Annotated in this window: 17 protein-coding genes; 6 read left to right on the top strand and 11 right to left on the bottom strand. The window is 58.5% G+C overall.

Going from position 1 to position 17,724, the window contains the following annotated elements:
• Window positions 1–103: 103 nt before the first annotated feature.
• The 4 genes from AB0M24_RS30015 (at window position 104) to AB0M24_RS30030 (ending at window position 4,961) form a co-directional block, all read left to right on the top strand.
• Window positions 104–2,299, top strand: a complete 2,196-nt coding sequence (locus AB0M24_RS30015) for a type IV secretory system conjugative DNA transfer family protein (protein WP_363775220.1) — start codon at window positions 104–106, stop codon at window positions 2,297–2,299.
• A 175-nt stretch (window positions 2,300–2,474) separates the two neighbouring features.
• A complete protein-coding gene (locus AB0M24_RS30020; RefSeq protein WP_363775223.1) occupies window positions 2,475–3,251 on the top strand; it encodes a replication-relaxation family protein in 777 nt (258 codons plus the stop codon).
• Window positions 3,252–3,306: 55 nt separating this feature from the next.
• Window positions 3,307–3,528 carry a helix-turn-helix domain-containing protein gene (locus tag AB0M24_RS30025; RefSeq protein WP_363775227.1) on the top strand — a complete coding sequence of 74 codons (222 nt, stop codon included), beginning with the start codon at window positions 3,307–3,309 and terminating at the stop codon, window positions 3,526–3,528.
• Window positions 3,528–4,961, top strand: a complete 1,434-nt coding sequence (locus tag AB0M24_RS30030; protein WP_363775230.1) for a site-specific integrase — start codon at window positions 3,528–3,530, stop codon at window positions 4,959–4,961. The genes AB0M24_RS30025 and AB0M24_RS30030 overlap by 1 nt, the downstream gene beginning before the upstream one ends.
• A gap of 35 nt (window positions 4,962–4,996) precedes the next feature.
• Here AB0M24_RS30030 and AB0M24_RS30035 read toward each other — a convergent pair whose 3' ends face one another.
• The 7 genes from AB0M24_RS30035 to AB0M24_RS30065 all read right to left on the bottom strand — a co-directional run bounded on the left by AB0M24_RS30035 (window position 4,997) and on the right by AB0M24_RS30065 (window position 12,237).
• Entirely contained in the window at window positions 4,997–5,920 is a 924-nt protein-coding gene (locus tag AB0M24_RS30035; protein ID WP_363775233.1) for a hypothetical protein, read from the bottom strand.
• A gap of 70 nt (window positions 5,921–5,990) precedes the next feature.
• The gene (locus tag AB0M24_RS30040) at window positions 5,991–6,824 is read right to left on the bottom strand and encodes an ETEC_3214 domain-containing protein (protein ID WP_363775236.1); all 834 of its coding nucleotides are present in this window, start codon (window positions 6,822–6,824) and stop codon (window positions 5,991–5,993) included.
• Window positions 6,825–7,151: 327 nt separating this feature from the next.
• Window positions 7,152–8,366: a hypothetical protein gene (locus tag AB0M24_RS30045; RefSeq protein WP_363775239.1), complete on the bottom strand. Its 1,215-nt coding sequence runs from the start codon at window positions 8,364–8,366 to the stop codon at window positions 7,152–7,154.
• A 39-nt stretch (window positions 8,367–8,405) separates the two neighbouring features.
• Complete coding sequence (locus tag AB0M24_RS30050) at window positions 8,406–9,377, bottom strand: NPCBM/NEW2 domain-containing protein (protein ID WP_363775242.1); 972 nt, start codon at window positions 9,375–9,377, stop codon at window positions 8,406–8,408.
• 184 nt (window positions 9,378–9,561) lie between these two features.
• Window positions 9,562–9,915 carry an Lsr2 family protein gene (locus tag AB0M24_RS30055; protein WP_363775245.1) on the bottom strand — a complete coding sequence of 118 codons (354 nt, stop codon included), beginning with the start codon at window positions 9,913–9,915 and terminating at the stop codon, window positions 9,562–9,564.
• 102 nt (window positions 9,916–10,017) lie between these two features.
• Window positions 10,018–10,959 (bottom strand): toll/interleukin-1 receptor domain-containing protein, encoded by a 942-nt coding sequence (locus tag AB0M24_RS30060; protein WP_363775248.1) that lies wholly within the window; start codon window positions 10,957–10,959, stop codon window positions 10,018–10,020.
• 159 nt (window positions 10,960–11,118) lie between these two features.
• Complete coding sequence (locus AB0M24_RS30065) at window positions 11,119–12,237, bottom strand: hypothetical protein (protein ID WP_363775251.1); 1,119 nt, start codon at window positions 12,235–12,237, stop codon at window positions 11,119–11,121.
• 242 nt (window positions 12,238–12,479) lie between these two features.
• Between AB0M24_RS30065 and AB0M24_RS30070 the strand changes: the two genes are divergently transcribed.
• Window positions 12,480–12,701 (top strand): helix-turn-helix transcriptional regulator, encoded by a 222-nt coding sequence (locus AB0M24_RS30070; protein ID WP_363775254.1) that lies wholly within the window; start codon window positions 12,480–12,482, stop codon window positions 12,699–12,701.
• Window positions 12,702–13,541: 840 nt separating this feature from the next.
• Here the strand turns inward: AB0M24_RS30070 and AB0M24_RS30075 are convergent.
• Both AB0M24_RS30075 and AB0M24_RS30080 read right to left on the bottom strand, forming a co-directional pair.
• The gene (locus AB0M24_RS30075) at window positions 13,542–14,039 is read right to left on the bottom strand and encodes a hypothetical protein (protein ID WP_363775257.1); all 498 of its coding nucleotides are present in this window, start codon (window positions 14,037–14,039) and stop codon (window positions 13,542–13,544) included.
• A gap of 182 nt (window positions 14,040–14,221) precedes the next feature.
• Window positions 14,222–14,518, bottom strand: coding sequence for a hypothetical protein (locus AB0M24_RS30080; protein WP_363775260.1), 297 nt, complete (start codon window positions 14,516–14,518; stop codon window positions 14,222–14,224).
• A 246-nt stretch (window positions 14,519–14,764) separates the two neighbouring features.
• On the opposite strand from AB0M24_RS30080, the gene AB0M24_RS30085 reads away from it, so the two are divergent.
• Entirely contained in the window at window positions 14,765–15,958 is a 1,194-nt protein-coding gene (locus AB0M24_RS30085) for an L-histidine N(alpha)-methyltransferase (RefSeq protein ID WP_363775263.1), read from the top strand.
• Window positions 15,959–16,456: 498 nt separating this feature from the next.
• Here AB0M24_RS30085 and AB0M24_RS30090 read toward each other — a convergent pair whose 3' ends face one another.
• Together AB0M24_RS30090 and AB0M24_RS30095 are read right to left on the bottom strand one after the other, a co-directional pair.
• A complete protein-coding gene (locus AB0M24_RS30090) occupies window positions 16,457–16,741 on the bottom strand; it encodes a hypothetical protein (RefSeq protein WP_363775266.1) in 285 nt (94 codons plus the stop codon).
• Window positions 16,742–16,957: 216 nt separating this feature from the next.
• On the bottom strand, window positions 16,958–17,686 hold the full coding sequence (locus AB0M24_RS30095; protein ID WP_363775269.1) for a replication-relaxation family protein: 729 nt from the start codon (window positions 17,684–17,686) through the stop codon (window positions 16,958–16,960).
• Window positions 17,687–17,724 lie beyond the last annotated feature (38 nt).

Here is a 17,724-nt window from a genome sequence, read left to right on the forward strand (position 1 = left end):
CAGGTGAGCCGGGCGGGCCCATCCGACAGATCGGAATAAATCATCCAACCTGCTCATGCTTGCAATTGGAGAATATTAAGTTTACAAAATTAAGGAGGAATCTATGGCGGGCACGCCACAACCAGCTACCCGTCAAGGACTTACCTGGTACAGGCTGCACCTTCCATCCGGGCTCGACGTCGTCGACGTGATGGCGTTCCTCCGCCCGCTTGCCCATCGGCCAAGGCTTGGGCTGACTAACCGAACACCTGTTGTCACCCTTGAAGTGTGGTCGCACGGCGGCACGCTGACGTGGTTAGTTGGTGTCGACCCGCAGCTACGCAGCCTGCCCGGCCAGCTGAACGCCCAGCTTCCAACGCTGGTGCTCACCCGCGAAAACGCCCCGCGGCGAACGACGCCACTGCTTACCGCTGACCTACGGATCACCGGTGTGTCGGAGCCGCTGCGCATCGACATGGCCTCGGCTGTCAGCGAGGGACTCGTGAACGCCCTCCAGAACTTGAAGCCGCGCGAATCAGCCGTCGTCCAGTGGACCGTTGGTCCAGCCCAACCACGGCGCAGCCGGCCGCAACGCAAGAACCTCCCCCAACTGCTCGGCTTCGGCAGCGCCCTAGAACCACAGATCAACGACCAACAGCATTGGCGCAAGAAGACGGCCGAGCCGCTGTTTGCCGTGCGCGGGCGGATCGGTGCCCACACCGATCATCCGGCGCACGCCCGCACGTTGATTCACCTGGTGGCGCAGGCACTCGCCCTGGCCAGTGCCAGCCACACCGAAGTACGAAGCACCCCACCATCACGACGTGGTGCTGTCAGTCTGCTTGCCCCACGGACCAACCGTCGCTGGACCGGCGTGGTGAACGCCGCCGAGCTGGCCACGCTCATCGGTTGGCCACACGGCAACCTCCTGGGATTTGGAGCGTCGCCGAACCCAGCGCCGCCGCAACTGTTGAATCAGGAGGCTCCTGGAGCACACCGACCCGACACCAGGATGTTGGGGCACAGCCTGCACCCGGCCGACGATCAACAGCTCGTCGCGCTGCCCGTAGAAACTGCGCTCCGCCACCTGCACGTCACCGGAGTTACCGGCTCCGGGAAGTCCACCCAACTGGCCTCGTTCATCCGCGCCGACATGGCGGCTGGTAGAAGCGTGCTGCTCATCGAGCCCCGCGGAGACCTCGTAAACGACGTTCTTCTAGGGGTCCCTGCAGGGCGACGTGATGACGTGGTAGTTATCGAACCCGGCATCGGGCGCGAGGTCGTCGGGATCAACCCCCTGGCCGGTGCGGCCGAAGACGCCGAGCTCCGTGCTGACCAGGTGTTGCACTTGTTCCGCGAAGTCTTCGGCCATGCCGGCATCGGCCCTAGAAGCAACGACATTCTGCTGCACGCGCTCACGGCCTTGGCGCGCTGTTCAACAGGCACGCTGGCTGACCTACCGGTGCTGCTGACCAACAGCACCTTCCGCCGCCGCTTGCTCGGCGAGGTCACGGACCCGCTGGTGCTGGCACCGTTCTTTGCCTGGTACGACGGGATTTCCGACGCCGAGCGTGCCCAGGTGATCGCACCGGTACTGAACAAGGTGCGCGGATTCCTGAGCCGCACCAACCTCCGTCGGCTGCTGGGCCAGGCCACGCCGCGGTTCCAGCTAGAGGAGTTGTTCACACACCGGCGCATCGTCCTGGTGAACCTGAACACCGGGGTCATCGGTGCCGAAGCGGCATCGTTGATCGGCGCGCTCCTGCTGACGCAACTGTGGCAGGCCACCTTGCGCCGCGCACAGCTACCACCAGCAGAGCGCCACCCGGTGATGGTGGTGGTCGATGAGGTCCAGGACTACCTGAAACTGCCGGTGGACATCGGCAACATGTTGGCCCAGGCCCGCGCTTTGGGCGTTGGGATCACGGCCGCACACCAGCACCTTGGGCAGCTCACCCCCAACCTGCGGGCCGCGTTCTTTGCTAACGCCCGCTCCCGGATGGTCTTCCATCCCAGTACTGAGGACTCCCGCGCACTTGCTGGAGTACTGGGCGGTGGCGTGACCGCCGCGCAGCTTGAACACCTCGGCCGCTTTGAAGCCTGCTGTCGCCTGGTCGTGGACAACACGATGACCGCACCGTTCACGGTTCGCACCACCGGCCTTGGTGCCAGCCTGTCCAACCCCGTCGACCTCCGTACAGCCAGCCGACAGCGCTACGGCGTGAACGGTGATGACCTCGACGCGACGCTCACAACCCGTTGGTACTACAACGGTTCCCGGCCACACGGCCCCATCGGCATTACCCGGAGGGCTGCGTGATGCCGTGTTCGCTTCGCCCTACGTGTCGTGTCGGTAAGACCCGACCAACTCAATCTGTCCGCCGAACAGAACGTGCAACGACTGTCTTACCGTCAAGGGGTTCCCTATGACGGATCGTCAAGCGCGCGGCCGTGCCATCCGACTCCGCGAACGCCTGGGTGTCCGCGACTTCGCCATGCTCAAGTCGCTGCACAGTTTCCGGTTGCTCACCACGGCCCAGGTGCAACGACTGCACTTTGTGGACGGTCCGCACCTCTCGCGTATCCGCCGCGCCCAGTACGTACTGAAGCGCCTGCAAGAGCTCGGCCTAGTGGTCCGGCTCGACCGCCTGATCGGTGGGGTTCGGGCTGGTTCGTCGGGCTTCGTGTACGGATTGTCAGCGGTAGGTCAGACGGTTCTAGAAGTCGGCGGACCAGCTGGTGGGCCACGCCGCCGGGTGTGGGACACCCGGCCGTACTTCCAAGACCACATGTTGGCCGTCGCCGAGCTGTACGTACGGCTCCGTGAACTGGAACGCCACGACCACATGGAACTGCTGACCTTCGATGGTGAACCCGCTTCTTGGCGGCACTTCACCGGCAGTGGCGGCGAGCTGGTCATGGTGAAGCCGGACGCCTACGTGCGTGTTGGCTTCCAGGAGTTCGAGCGCCGGGCGTTCGTCGAGGTGGACCTCTCTACTGAGAGCCTGCCGACGATCGAACGCAAGTGTCTCCGGTTCATCGCCCACTGGCGGTCTGGTGTCGAGCAGCAACGACACGGGGTCTACCCGATGGTCGTGTGGCTTGTCCCAGATGAACGCCGCCGCCAAAACATCCAGCGGGTCATCCGCAGGTTCACCATGGAGGAAGCTCAGCTCTTCACGGTTGCGCTGGCCGCCGATGGTCCAGCGTTTCTAAGCGCACCGCCGGCCGCAGGGATGGACGAACACACCAACGACCGCGCACCGCCGTAGACAAAATTACTATTCACAGCATAAGCACAACAACTTAATATGAAAGCAAGAAACTATGTCTTCACCAACCGAACGCACCATCGACCGAGAAACCTTAAGCCCTGCACTGCTGACTGTCTTAGAAGCGTGCCAGGTTCTACGCATAAGCCGCTGGACTCTGTACGGCCTAATCCGCTCACGCGAGCTGGAAACCATAAAGATCGGCCGCAGCCGACGCATCCCCACATCTAGCATCACCGCCTACATCAACAACACCCTGCGGGCGGACTTTGCGTAATGGCCCGCCGTGCGGCAAACGGCGAGGGGTCCGTATGGCGACGACCAGACGGGCGCTATGAAGGGCGTGCGTACTTCCTAGCAGCTAGCGGAAAACACAAGCCTCGCAGTTTCTATGGCAAGACCCATAAAGAAGCGCACGACAAGCTAACCGCCGCACTGGCTCAAGCACAACGCGGGATTCCGATACCCGACAAAACTTGGAAGCTCGGAGACTTCTTAGACAACTGGCTAAGCCACGAAGTGCTAACCAACAAGCGACCGTCGACGTACGACCAATGCGAGAGCATCACTCGGATATACCTGAAACCCGGCCTTGGACGCTACAGCCTCTCGCAATTGACCGTCCCGATCGTCCAACGGTTCATTAATGATCAGATCAGCTCGGGTCGGTCCCTTACCAATGCGGCGACTATCCGCAAGGTTCTAAGTTCAGCTCTCACAAGTGCAATGCGTCAGGAGCTAGTTACACGCAACGTTGCACGCCTCGTGGTGGTGCCTACCCACACCACAAGACAGGTGATCCCATGGAGCTTCGAGGAAGCAACTCAATTTCTGCAAGCCATCGACGAAGAGCCTATGCGTGCAGCGTATGTGCTCCTTGTTCGGTACGGCTTAAGACGTGGTGAGGTACTAGGACTCCGATGGTGCGATGTCGACTTCAGCAAGAACAGCTTGCACATCGAGCAACAACTTCAATGGAGTAAAAGGCTTGGGTTTTACACAGGGCCTTTAAAGACGAGTTCCGCACGCCGCACTCTTCCCCTGATAGATGAGGCTCGAATGGCGCTCTTAGCCCACCGGAGCAAACAGAGTTTGTACGACACTCAGGCTTCTCCATCAGGCCCAGCTAAAGATCTTGTTTTTACGACGAGTTCAGGATTGCCCGTTGACCCGAAGAACTTTACGAGGGCATTTCGCCGCATCTGCCGGCAGAACGAGATACGGGAAATAACAGTTCACCACGTCAGGCACACCACAAATACCCTACTCAAGATGCTTGGTGTCCAACCGCGAGATCGACAACTGATCCTTGGACACTCGCAACTAGATATGACACTCGGTGTCTACGAGCACGATAACCAAGCACTTCGTAGAGAGTCGCTTACCAAGCTAGGCGACGCACTCACCACCGAAACGGAAGAAGACCAAGCGCCAGGCGCTGGTCTTCTATCTAGTTTGTTTGCTGTTGACGGCAGCGGTTGCCGTCAACTACTGCCGTCAGGGTCGACATTTTCTACGACACTGCGACATCTAACAGATTACTTCATGGAGCCCCAACCGGGATTTGAACCCGGGACCTCATCCTTACCATACAGGCCAGAGCACTCCTTATTTACCGGCCTAACAGAGGTAAGTTTGTTCCTGACCGTCCGTCGACGACGCTGGAAAGTTGGTAAGGTTGCCGTCAACTTAGCCGTCAAAGATGTCTAGTTGTATGCGTACGACTGCGGACTACGCAGGTCATACTAGTCTTTCTCAAAGAGCCATTGGCGCTTCATCGGATAGGTGACGACACCAAGCTTCTCAGCAGGGTTGTCCGCCAGCGTCCAGTGGTTTTCCCCACCACGCCCAGGGATCAGGGGACGTGCCGAGAACTCGGTAGTGAAGCTATCAAGAACGCCAGCGTCGCCGTATGACCAAACGTCCACGGAAAACGATCCGCCCGCAGCATGTGGTGCGTCATGCTTCTCCGCCCACTCACGCACAGGACATCCAACAGCCCATCGAAACATAGCCGTGGTCTTCGGCGGAACGAGGTACTCATTGCGCTCAGGGTTGTTGATTCTTTCTGCCTCACTCAGCGGGTAGGAGGCAAAGGCCCGCGCAGACACCTTCAGGTCATGTTTCACAAATTCCATTTCACCATTCAGTCGGACCCGCGCCGTGGTAACGCCCTCGTTGATTACGTGCCCAAATCCAGCAAACCACATGAACCAGTGTCCATGCTCCGTTAGATAAAACTCGGTCATGTCTCGACGAGCGCGTTCAAACGACGCAGGATCATTTAGACGGAGCTCGTCTGCGAAGGGCATGCCGCCGCGCGCCTGATCGACAAAAGGCGGCCATTCGGGAGCCAATGCGGCAACTATCACGCGCGGCGCTTGCTGATCGGCGCGGGTTCGCGTGGTTTCGCGCACGGCTGCTACTGCGGCGTTCGCCGCCTTCTGTGCAAGCTCGATCTGTTCTTGTGCTGCTTTAGCTTGCACGTTAGAGGCTTCGACCTGCTTTTGGAGCTCCGGGAGTTGCTTCTCGGCGAATTTTGCCGAGCGGCGCGCCGCGAAGGCCGCTAGAAGTCCGACAACTGCGGCAGCCACAGTGCCGATTGCCGAAATGACCTGCACCCACTCAACGGGTGTGAAGTCTCCTACCCTGCGCCAGAACTCGTCCATGCTCCCACTTTACCAAGATACTATGGATCTTCATATTCTAAAGCTGACGTGTCGCCACGTGCTTGACAATCTACTTGAGGGATGGCCTCGGCCGCGAAACAAGCTGCCGCTTGTTCAGCAACACCATCTGCCCGTTACCAATCGCACCACTGCAGGCTGGCGATTTGTAGTGCTCAAACACGTAGGAGCCGCCGAAGACGGCAAACGTGTCTGGCGCTGTGTTCTTACGGAACTGGACAACCAGTGCTTCCTCGATGCCCAGCTTTAGCTCAGGAAGCCTCAACTTCTTCTTTGGCTTCTCGTACGCACCCCAGGCAGTTGGACTGACGTCTTCATACGACGGACGGGCATTGCTCCACCCGGACATCGAGGCTGACAACCCGTAAGCCTGGTACTGCCCAGGCCTGCCGAACTCTACGAACTCCGTATAGTCACATTCGGACGCGCCTTTGAACAACTCGCCATGCTGTGGCTTGCCAGGGTGGAAGTCGGCGAACGTTCGATGCCCCAGTGCACCGCTAATCTGACCGAATGACTGGACGGCCAGATCGTAGCGAAATCGCTTATGCGTCAGGGTGAAGGCGTAGCCAACCACAGCCGCGTCAACAAAATGAACAGTCAGCCATCCATACGTTGTCTTATAGACACGCCGTTCAACAGTCACTCTGCCCTCTGGTGAACGAAGCAGACCTATGGAGGTGTTGCGGTAGCGGGACGGGCCGAACAGGTCTTCTACATATTCAAGCGGGTTCCCGCAGCTAAGAGAGTCGAGCTTTGATCGCTCAGCTCGTCGACTGCCAACCGTTTTGCGGTAGAGGCCACGGCTCATCCCAAAGATCAGCACGATGGCCACCACGCTGGCAGTCACGTTGTCCAGGCTGCCCAACAGGTCCTTGAAACTCACCCACTACCTCCAGCACCGGGCCAGCCGGTTGGTCGAGCCGTTCAACGTCGGCTACTAGACGCCTGGCGCCGGCTGCGCGTTGAACGTCCCCACCATCGTGTAGCCACGGGCGGTGGAGGAGCTCGCGGATCAAACGCAGCCGCGGCTACCCGTATCGGGTCGCCTCCCAAGCTCCCCGCCGGCCCGCCCGTTGAACCAGTCGTTCAGCGATGCGCCTGCTCGAACGCCTCGATGGCACCCGGCCGAGCGCGGCTGCGACCTGCAAGGTTGATCGTCACGCCTCGCCTGATGGCTGGCTTCCGATCCCCGCTCCCGACTCGACCGGCTCTACTTCAGCAACGTGAGGATGTCCGTCTGCTTGCCCGCCAGCAGGATCACGATGATCGCTGCGACTATAAGGATCACCTTCAGCGGGGGCCAGTGGACGTTGATAGCTCCAACAATTACCTCGATTGCACGGAGTGCCCTTCTTGGCGCAAGAGGAGGCGGCGGGTGCGGATGAGAAAGCGTCAGCATTCTGATCGGTTCAACGGCCGCGACAGGGTCGCTGCCTGTCACCAGTCTGAGCGAATAGAAGAGTTGCTCACAAAACAGCTTCTTATTTTCAAGGCTCTCCTCAACATGCAAGCTGCGCAGCCTGAGCGCCTCAGCGATCTTACGGGCAGCCAACTCAACCTTTTCTCCTTGATCCGATGCCAGGCGGTTCTTCACGGCACGCACGCACAGCTCTACGCACTCAGCAGCACGAAAGCTCGCGAAGTGGCTAGGAGTCCGCCAGTTTCCTGGACGAACGTATGCGATGGCGCTCCCAGCTTTTGGCTTCCGCCAGCGCTCCTCCGGAAATGGCACGGTCGCGATAGCCGCTAGTTCAAGGTCTGGACGGAGCGCCGTCCAAGCGGTCAAGACGAGGCGCTTGAGAACGATGACAGCTACGATCGAAGCTATGGTCAAAGGTAACGCAGCGAACATCCGCGGATCGCCAGATGGGTACTTGTTCGCCGATAGAATAAAGCGAAGCACCAGAAGGGCGACGATCGTAGCTTGAGCCCCCGCACAGCTTTGCTCCATATGACGGCGTATCCACCCGGCGTAGAAATAGAGGTCGGCAACACGAGGAGCTTCGGTCCTTGCACTTCTAAACCAGAGGCGAAAGTTGGTACTCTCGCGATACGCTCTATAGTCTCGGTTCAGCGAGAGGACCTTGTCGAGATAGAGAGCGGCCGTCACCAGGTACACGGGGATATACCAGTTCGTTGAATCGGAACCTGCAGGCCAAGGCTGTATCGCAATACTCCCAGCGATGATCCGAGCGGTCAGGCCGTATCCAAATGCAGCTAGCAGCAGGCCAGCTAGTCGACCAGCATTGTCCTTCCGGTATTGCTCAAGACTTCTTGCGCGCCCCTTCTCCTTCAGCCTCCGAGTTGAGGTCTCTACGCACTCTTTCAGAGTGAATCTAAAGCCGAGGTTCGCAAGCGCAAGCAATAGGAGAAGTGCGAGGAAGCTTCCGCCCACCGACGCGATCTTTACGACTGTCGTCTGCATCGCGGCTACATCTCCTCCCGGGCCCCGAAATCTACTCAGTCAACGAACCATCGTCTCATCGAGCGAAAGAGTTACTGCTACAAGCGACAGCCCGCAGGAGCCACAAGTTGATCGCGACCACAGACCCTGCAGATAGGACTTCAACTCCATACCCGCAAGCGTGACTTGCAACTTCTCGATGTAGTAGTTCTGCCTGCGGTCGATCACCATGTAGGCAATCCTTAGCCGCACCACGCCTTCAACCTTTATTGCAAGCTGAGCAGGTCGAGCTATCGATCCGTCAGCCTTAGCGATAACTCCACCGCTGTCATCAAGGAAGCGAAAATACGCGGTTGCGTTGCTATTTGGCGTAGCGTCGTCCAACCCAGCAAGGCCAGATAGAGTGCGGAACTTACCGCCGAGATTGTACTCGACGGTTCGTTCCTCGCTGCTCGTAGCTGGAAACTGGATTGCTCGAACATATGAGGAACCATTCAAGCTAACAGATTCTTTGTCGTAGCCGAAGTCGGCTGCAACAGGCGCGAGGTCGCCCAGGTCGATCCCGCTAGGTGGAGGGTTCGACGACGAGGTTCTGGTGCTGCTGGTAGTCATTGCGGTTACCGGCGTTGTGCTGGTGGCGCTCGGGGGTGACGTATGCGAGGGCAGTCCAGTCGTTGGTGCTGCTGGCGTCCGCTTCTGCTCCCCTTTGCCGTCGGGAACGATCAGGGCCAGCCCAGCCACCACTAAGCCCACCAGGATGGCAACCCATGCAGCGCGCTTCTGAGATCGACTCCTCACTCTCGCGAGGAGCAAGAAGCCTGCACTCAGGACGACGGTGAGGGACCCGAAGGTCACTACTGCACCTTGCACGCCTTCAAGGCTGAAAGCGCTAACGATCACCAGAACGAACCCGAGCCCGTCTGCAGCTACGCCGAGTCGTCGAGCATGAGAGTTGCCCTCTGCAGGCAACTCCTCGTCAGGTGATCCGTTCAACGCGGCCGCGCCCCCTTGTTGGTTGGCAACCACTGCCACGTCACCAAGCAGCTGGTCGCAGACCGACCATCGCTGCGGTGCGCTACAGAGTTACTTACCGCAGACAACCGCTACCGGCTGCATCTCAGCGCCGGCCGCAGTTGATCGCGACCATCAACACGCTGCCGCGGGAGGACTCAAGATCTACGCCATATCAGCGCGGGGCGCGGCCTTTGAACAGAACTCAGCGGTGAGCCAGCTCGAACGCATCGATGACGCTCGCCGGGATGCGTCCGCGGTCCGAGAGGTCGTACCCGTTCACCTTCGCCCACTGGCGGATTGCTTGGCTCTGTTCCTTGGTTCGGCCTTCCCCGGCGACTTTGCGCACCACACCAGCAGCAACTCGCCTCGAGCGTCCGCCGGTCTTACGGGCGCTGGCGACGAAGTCAGCAAGACCATCGCGAAGCTTCTGCGCGTTGCCCTGCTTGAGGTCGATCTCGTACACGACACCGTCGAGCGCGAAGCTGATGGTCTCGATGTCATCGGCCACCGTGCCGTCCAGGTCATCACTGAGCTGGACGAGAACTTTCTGTGCCACGCGAATACCTCACATAGATAGGGATTAGTGAGTGAGAGTAGCAGCGATAGGTTACTTTTCTACTACTACGCAACCACAGATCACTCTTCCGACTTCGTGAGACTAGGAAGGCTCCAAGCTCTTCAGCTCGCCGGTGTACGCGTCCACCATCGCGCCGATCGTGTAGCCCCTCAACGCTTCGTCCATGAAAGTAATAGCCCACACAAGCCCAGTCGACGAGTAGTGCCGCAGCTTCGTGATCAGGAAGAAGTCATCTTCGTTCGGTACCAACTTTCGACTAACCGCCTCCTTCACTGCGGTTGCGATCGCTCGGTCAGAGTCGACAAAGCTTCTGGTGATGCAAGGTGGCTCCTCGCCTTTGACGTTCAGGTAGGGCATGGCCGTGATCCGCTCGTCGTACACGCCGTAGGAGCGATACGTCCGGTCAGCCTCGTTGTAGTACTCCGCGACCCACATCCGACTTCGGCCAGACTTCGCATCTGCGTGAACCCAATCGCGATCGCTCATCACCTGGTTCGTGTAGTAATCCTGGTTCATGCCGCGCTGGGACAAGCCGACCAGCCCTCCGGGCGGGCTCTGTGTCGTCTTGACCCGTCGAGCAGCCTCTTTCCCCGTGAGAAACAACTTCTTCCGACCGGGAAGCGCGACGTCGAGGAGCCTCTCGAACACCTGCCAGTACTTCTCATCCCGACGGAAGTCGAGGTACAGCTTGCCTCTCAGGAACAGCGGGACGGCGCAGTCCCGGTACAAGATCGGGACGACTCGGACCTGCCGCTCGTCAATCTGGCGCACCATCGCCATCTCCAGCTCGGTCTGCACCCAACTAGAGGCGATCGAAGTCGGCGAGAGGACAGCTACGACGTAGTCGATCTCTTCAATACCGTCTTGGATCTTGTAGAGCAGGGACTCCCCGGCCTTGATCTCGGCTTCATCGAACCAGACCTTGACGCCTTCCGCCTTCAGGTCCATCGCAAGGCGTCGGACGAAGGGCTTGTCCTCAGCGTTGTGCGACAAGAACATGCTTCTGCTGTCCAACTCAGTCACGAGCACCTCTACTTCCGCCGCCACCGACAACCCCAGCAGGCACCTACAGCTTGCTTCGGACATCGGCGGGGATGACCGCAGCGCTACAAGGGCCAAGGCCCTCAGCAAACGTCGCGACCTAACAGGAACTTCCGAGGACGGCGGTTTGTAGGTTGGTGTCTAGTGAGTGCCGGTGTGCTCGGTAGCGACCAACTCGTCCTTGAGCACCCACACGAACGCCACTCCGGCGCGCGGCAACGTCCAACCGTCGAAGCTGATGTTCACGACCTTGGCATCGGTCACAGCCTGCGCTTGCTCGACACGGCTGACCTGACTGCTGGCGAAGTAGTCCAGGACGTTCACGCGCTTGATCTCTGCCTGGCTGTAGTCGAGCCGCAGCCGTAGTCCCTTCACCGGACGCGGAAGGTCCAGATACAAGAGATGTCCGTTTCGTTGCGCCAGAACGCGGTAGGTGTAGGCGACCGTGACCTCACGATCCGCGGCCCGAGCAGCAAGTCCAACGGAGTAGATCTGAGCACCGAGCCGGGTTGTCCTACGGATCTTGCGTTCTGCACCGTCCACAGTGAACGAAAGCAACTCGAACACATCGCGTCCCACAGGATCGACGCCACCTGAGGCGTCGAAGTGCCAGGCCGACGTCACAGTCGGATCGCGCAGCAGCTCGCGGTACTCCTGGCCGTCCGCTACACAGGCGAAGCGCATGATGTTCGAAGACAGCTTGGTCTTGTATTCCCAGCGGATGGTCGCAACGAACATCGAGCCGGTACCGGAGACAGAACCGTGCTCCCACGGGCGGAGCGAGACGTTGATATTCACGTCATGCCAGCGCTCCGGCGCAGTGATGACCTGGTCTCGGAGGTCTGCGTACAGCTCATGCGCTAGCTGCTTGTCTTCCAGCCTCAGCGCTAGAGCGCCCGCGGCGATGCGGTCGAGTTGCTCCTTGGAGACAATGTCTTTCAGCTCCTCCGTGTTGAAGGCGAGGCTGTCGAGCACTGCCTCACGGATCGCCGGAGCTTCCGCTCGAACGGCCTCGCGAAGCCCTTGCTTGGTCTGCTGCTCGCCGTACTTTCGGTCGAGGTACTCGAAGATGAAAGCGACAAGCGCGGTCGTGACGAAGGCGAACCCAAAGTTGACCGCGGCTGCGCTGAGAACATCTGGTTCTCGAGCGTCCGCAGCAAGCCAGTAACCCCAGATGATCAGCCCGATGCCGGCGGCGGCAAGAAGTACAGCGATGAGCTGGAGCTTGGTCTTGTAGAGCTGGTCGAGCGGATCGGTCATTTAGTACGATTGTACCAAAATTCTGGTTGGTGTTGAATAGACGACGAGGTCCTGGGTGCTACAGACACCCAGGACCTCGTCGCTTGTTTGCCATCGCTACCTAGCGCGTGCCGCCACTGCCGCCGCTTCCGTACATGTGCACCCCCTCACCGATCGTTCTGCCAGCAAAAGGCCAGCTTGGAGAGCCGATGCTACTTATAAGTCTGTAGACGCTCAAGTAGCAAGTCTCGAACCTGATCAAGGTGACGGGTGAGCTCCAGCGCACAGTCGGCCGCAACCTGCGGCTGTACCGACTTCAGCGCGAGCTCAGCCAAGAGAAGTTTGCCGAATTGCTCGGCTACCACCGAACCTACGTGGGCGGCCTAGAGCGCGGCGAGCGGAACATCACGCTCGTTGCACTGGAGCAGATCGCCTCTCGACTCGAGGTCGATCCACTAGATCTACTGCGATCAGCCGAGAAGTAGCCCAGCGGAAGCGGCGCACCAACACGTTAGACAGATGCAGACAAAAAAGATGGTCCCCGGGTCGGAGCCGGGGACCATCTTAGCTTCCCGTTACGGTCTAGCGGCCAAGCATTCTCAAGAGTGCTTGCAGCAGCCACTTAATGCGCCCAAATGGCTCCGACCTTTTGAGCAAGACCGTCAGGCAGATCGTTCCGACAGCGAGGTACACCAATCCCCACTGAAACAGATTTTCCACCTACACCCCTCCCATCCTCTGCGATAGTCATCTACGGGAAGAGGTGCCCTGTCGCCACGGCACCTCCACACGAAGGCAGAGGATGGAAGGGGTGCTACGCAGCAGACCATACACGATCCTTGCAGCCGCCAAGACAGCCAACGACAAGTCCCGCATCAGCCGGACCTATACGAAGTGCAAGACGTCTTGATCAACTCGAGGCAGCGCCGGATATTCCAAGCGACAGAAGCCAAGACGCTCTCCGGCAAAAGAAAAACCGCCCGCGGTCAGCTCACGCGGACGGTTTTCAAGAAGAAGACACCTACTACCACTGCCCCCGAGGCTCCGTTCCACACAAACTCATACAGTTCAATCGTCCAGGCGAGAACTTCATCTCGCCAGCTTCGTTCATCACTCATCGGAGCCTCCCTTATTTAGTTGTACGTGATTCTTAATCCAGTACCGCCCACTTACCAGCAGCAGTAGAGTCACGAGGGCCAGGAGTTGAACCTTGTAGGTGCCGAAACCCTTGTGCTTGCGCACTAGAAGTAGTGTATCAACCGGGTCGTCCTTTTTTCATCGGCCAAACGGCGGATTCCGGCGAGTACGGGGCTAATGACTCAACGTCACACGCCGTCTGCCCTACTGACAACAACGACCGCGCTTTTTGGCAGCAGGTCAAATATCTGCGCGTAGATCTCAGGCCCGAGGCCACAGCATATGTAGAGCGTCTTGCACCCATCGACAACCTGTAACTGTTCCGTCGGGGGCACGATCAGGACATCAACGCCCTCTACACCTGGCGTGGAGCTGAAACGGACAGCGTGCATTCTGTTCAAGGCTAAGGTTAAGCCTGATCGCGACCCACCCAACAACTTGGCACGCTCCCGTTCAAGACGCCGCTGCAAGGCCACCCAGCTCTTCCGAAGCGCCGAATGGAAGCCGTATGGGTTATCCGCAATAACCACAACCCTGCCCGCCGAGCTGCGCGTCTGTAGGTGCTGTGCAATGTCGACTGTGGGGGCTATCGCTCCCTTCGCCGGGCGGTGCTCTATATAGAGGTTTTCCACGCTCGCTTTGACACCCTCGTCTGCCGGGCTGTCCAACTCTGCGGCGAAGTGCATCAGCAGGAAATTCGCCCAAGCGTGAACCCACTTCAAGTGGTTAGCGCGATGGCTTTCATGCGCTAGCGCAGGGTCGCCATTCGAATACGCAGCAATAACTGTGGCCTTCGCAAATGAAAGTGGGTCGCTACACAGACAGCACCGTTCGCTAGGGTCAGAACCACCGACCGGCGACAGGAAGATCACCGTTGCCATCCTTCTGGACGGCCAGTCACGGTAACCACGGAGGGCACGGCGCCAAAGTTGGTGAAGTGATAAATCAGCTCATACTCGCCAACGCCGTTCAGCCGATCCAACGACCGCCCCATGTCTTCCCCTACGTCGGGCACACAGGAGACGTCCAACTCCGGCTCCGGCATCCCCTGCTCGAAATACCCAATAAGCAGCTCACCAGACTGGCCCGGCTCGATCTTAACTTCGCCGTACGACTCGACCGCCGACTTACGCTTCTTATCAATCCCTCTAGAAGTTGCCCTCATGTCCATAATATGACCCTGATTACTTTTTGCTTGACCTCACCAGTGTCAGTGCCCACAGCGCGCAAAGTATGGAACAAAACAAAGGGATATGCTACGCTTGGTAACTGAAACGAGTAATCATCGATGTTGAGCAATTGCTTAACCAAATGATATATTCACTCACTAAGTCGTGTCAACGACTTAGTGGATTTAAGTACCACCCATATGCAGTATTATCGAAACCATGAGCTAGCCAAGCTCTATCATGTGTCGCAATCCGCAGTAGGCAAGTGGGTTGATTCCGCCAGCAAGGGCAAGTTGAAGTTGGCGTTGATTCAGGACAATGGTAAGTCCTACATCGCGGCGACCACGCGGAATCGAACGCTCATAGAGGCCATGGTTCAGGAGCGCAAGAAGTACTTTAACGGCCTGAGCCTCAAAACCATCTCTCCAAAGCGAGAGTTCTATGAGCTATTTAATCCCGATCATGTACTTGACATCATCGCCAACCTGGACATTCGCGGGGAAACCCTGCGCCAGTACAACTACTTCGGTGACGGCGCTGCCAGCTGGGATAGGTATCAGAATCGGCTGATCGAGGAAAACTCGCCAAGTTCACCCACACGCACTGTGGAACAGCTCGCAATGAGCCGCAGTTATATAGACTCTATCCTTGCAAAGTACAAGCACATCAACGTCATCGACGTTGGTCCAGGCAATGCTTTCCCTGTGAAAGACTTGCTTAGCCGCCTTCTGGAGCAAGGGAAGCTCGGTCGTTATCTCGCAATCGACATTAGTGCGGATATGCTAGCGATTGCAGAGCGAAACATCAAAGAGTGGTTCAACGGCGCGGTGAATTTTGAAGCAGACATCCGTGACATCACCCACGAGCGATTCGCTGACCAGCTCGCAGGCGCGTACATAGGCGAGCAAGCAGACGATACGATCAATCTTGTACTGCTGTTAGGCGGAACGCTCGGCAACTTGGCTGCGCCAGATGAGGCGCTGCGGGTTATCTACCACAGCATGGGCCGCAACGACTTACTTCTGTACAACCTCAAGCTTGACACCGACGATAACCGGTCGCTGTTCGACTTTCACCCCGAGACCAAGTCCGTTGCACTCTCGCCTACCCATAGTTACCTGTTCGACCTTCTAAATATCGACCAGTCCTACTACGCGGTGGATATGGGCTACGACCCGCGATCCCGTGGGCGTTTCATACGCGCTAAACTCAAAGTCGCACTGTCGATTAAATTTGAACTGCAAGCGGGCACTCGGCAGGTTGACTTGCAGAAGGACGAATCTATCTTGCTGTGGCACTACCGCCACCAGTCGGCGGACGATGTGATTGAGCAGTTCAAACGCAACGGATTCAACACGCTACAAGCCAGTCAAACTGGAGATCACGAGTTCTTACTCGTGATCTGTGACCTTGCAGGCACGAGCAACCGCCGCTAGCGCAACGACGTTAAGCCCGCAGCACAGACGCACCGCGGGCTCGGTTTGATCTTCACTATCCACCTATCGACGGTGCACAATTTTCTTCACTGTCACCCTTTGCTGCTCCGCAACATGAGCAATCGCTTCTTGCCAGGCTATTCTGCGGGCTCTTGACGATCCATCACGAGGCGTGAAGTAGAGCGAGCAGCTGTTACAAACATACTCGTCCGCTGTGAGGTAGCTCGGTTCACCCAGCTCTTGCATGTGTTCCGGCTCCCCCTTCTCGTCAACAGACCAACGATTCCATTGAGGGCAGATTGCCCATATGTCTTCTTGGGTGCATGAGAGTTCTTGCATTGCATAGGTTCCTTGGCGATAAACCGCCGTTAGTTGGTTTCTAGCGCAGTCCAGTGACTCGGCCTGCTGCTCGGGTATCCACCACAAACAAGCGATGGCCGTTCTACATGGTCGCCGCCCCACAAAGTATGCGGGGCGGCTGTGTGGCACTTCTTCGCGTTAGCCGCTCCTGGTGTGCTGCTTGATGAGCGAGTTCAGCTGCGCAACCTCAAGGTTGTCGGCAACTGGTGGGCGCATCTTTGGCAACTTGACACCGAGCTTTCTTAAATACGACGCCCGAGTTGAGGCTGACTTCTTGGTTATGCCTAGCGCGCTCGCAACAGCGCCGACAGTCAGGCTGTTTATCCACGTTACGACGAACTCGCGGTTGTCGATCACCTTAGGCGACTTGTTCTGTTGTTGTTCCACGAAAAAGGCTCCTGCCCATGACAGCAGGAGCCCCACTCACCCAAGTGACGCTGTAACCCTGCCGTGAACGGGCAAATTGCTTGCTATGATCTGGGTGATGCTCTGTTTGAAAAATGACCTCCTTGCCCAAAGGCGACAGGAGGTGCTATTAATAGCAACGAGGTTTGGCTACTTGTTCTAGTCAAACTCTCGGGAAGCCCTGCCGCAAACGGGGCTTTTCTTTACTCTTTTATTATGCGCCCTCTACCTCCGTTAGTCAATAGATTTCACCTCTGTTAGCGCCGCCTGTGGAAAAGTCGCAAATTCTTCGACCGCGAACAGTATTCTGAACTCAGCAGGCACTTTGCCCAGCTCACGCCATAGACGCCGCACGCGCCGACTGTCGGGCGCAACAAACACGATGCGCGGGAAAACCGCGCCGTGTCGTTTCGTGTCCCATGCTCGGTAGGCCTGCACATACCGCGCCAACTTCGCGGCGATCTGCACGCTGTTGTGTTCCGTCCCTCGATCAACCTCAAGCCAAAGCTCCAGGCGTCGGCGCGGCTCGTGTACGCCAACGTCCAACCAAGCGTCGGGCGTGAGCTTGATCCGCTGCCCCGTCGAGGGATCACGAACGTCGGTGTACGCCGTGTCCTCCCCCTTGAACCCCAGCAGCGCAAGCTGTCCGGTGTGCTCCAGCTGCCTCACGAGGCCAACGCACTCAGCGGTCATCACCATGTGCGGGTCGTACCGTGTGAAGCGCGGGCACTCCTTGGTCATGCCCAGCAACCGGCCGCCTTGTTTGCCGAGCTGGTAGACGAACTGCCGACTGCCCCCACCGGCACCCCCGACCAACCGGAGCTCCACCCGCGACAGCAGTTGGTGCTGAGTAAGTCGATGCAAACTGCGCTTGAGCGGCGTTGCCGATCGCAGGCCGTAGAAGCAAAAGTCACCGATCAGCCGCGCGGGGAGCTGCCCGAGCTCGGCCACCAGCTCGACCACCGTCCGGTCACGCGCCGACAGCCGAGCAACCTCAGTTC

Source organism: Lentzea sp. NPDC051838 (genome assembly GCF_040681245.1).
Taxonomy (GTDB): Bacteria; Actinomycetota; Actinomycetes; order Mycobacteriales; family Pseudonocardiaceae; genus Lentzea.

Coding starts and splice junctions, on each gene's coding strand:
- AB0M24_RS30030 (WP_363775230.1), top strand. CDS start 3,528: ATGGCCCGCCGTGCGGCAAACGGCGAGGGGTCCGTATGGCGACGACCA.
- AB0M24_RS30065 (WP_363775251.1), bottom strand. CDS start 12,237: ATGACCGATCCGCTCGACCAGCTCTACAAGACCAAGCTCCAGCTCATC.
- AB0M24_RS30075 (WP_363775257.1), bottom strand. CDS start 14,039: ATGCACTTCGCCGCAGAGTTGGACAGCCCGGCAGACGAGGGTGTCAAA.
- AB0M24_RS30080 (WP_363775260.1), bottom strand. CDS start 14,518: ATGAGGGCAACTTCTAGAGGGATTGATAAGAAGCGTAAGTCGGCGGTC.
- AB0M24_RS30025 (WP_363775227.1), top strand. CDS start 3,307: ATGTCTTCACCAACCGAACGCACCATCGACCGAGAAACCTTAAGCCCT.
- AB0M24_RS30035 (WP_363775233.1), bottom strand. CDS start 5,920: ATGGACGAGTTCTGGCGCAGGGTAGGAGACTTCACACCCGTTGAGTGG.
- AB0M24_RS30045 (WP_363775239.1), bottom strand. CDS start 8,366: ATGCAGACGACAGTCGTAAAGATCGCGTCGGTGGGCGGAAGCTTCCTC.
- AB0M24_RS30020 (WP_363775223.1), top strand. CDS start 2,475: ATGCTCAAGTCGCTGCACAGTTTCCGGTTGCTCACCACGGCCCAGGTG.
- AB0M24_RS30015 (WP_363775220.1), top strand. CDS start 104: ATGGCGGGCACGCCACAACCAGCTACCCGTCAAGGACTTACCTGGTAC.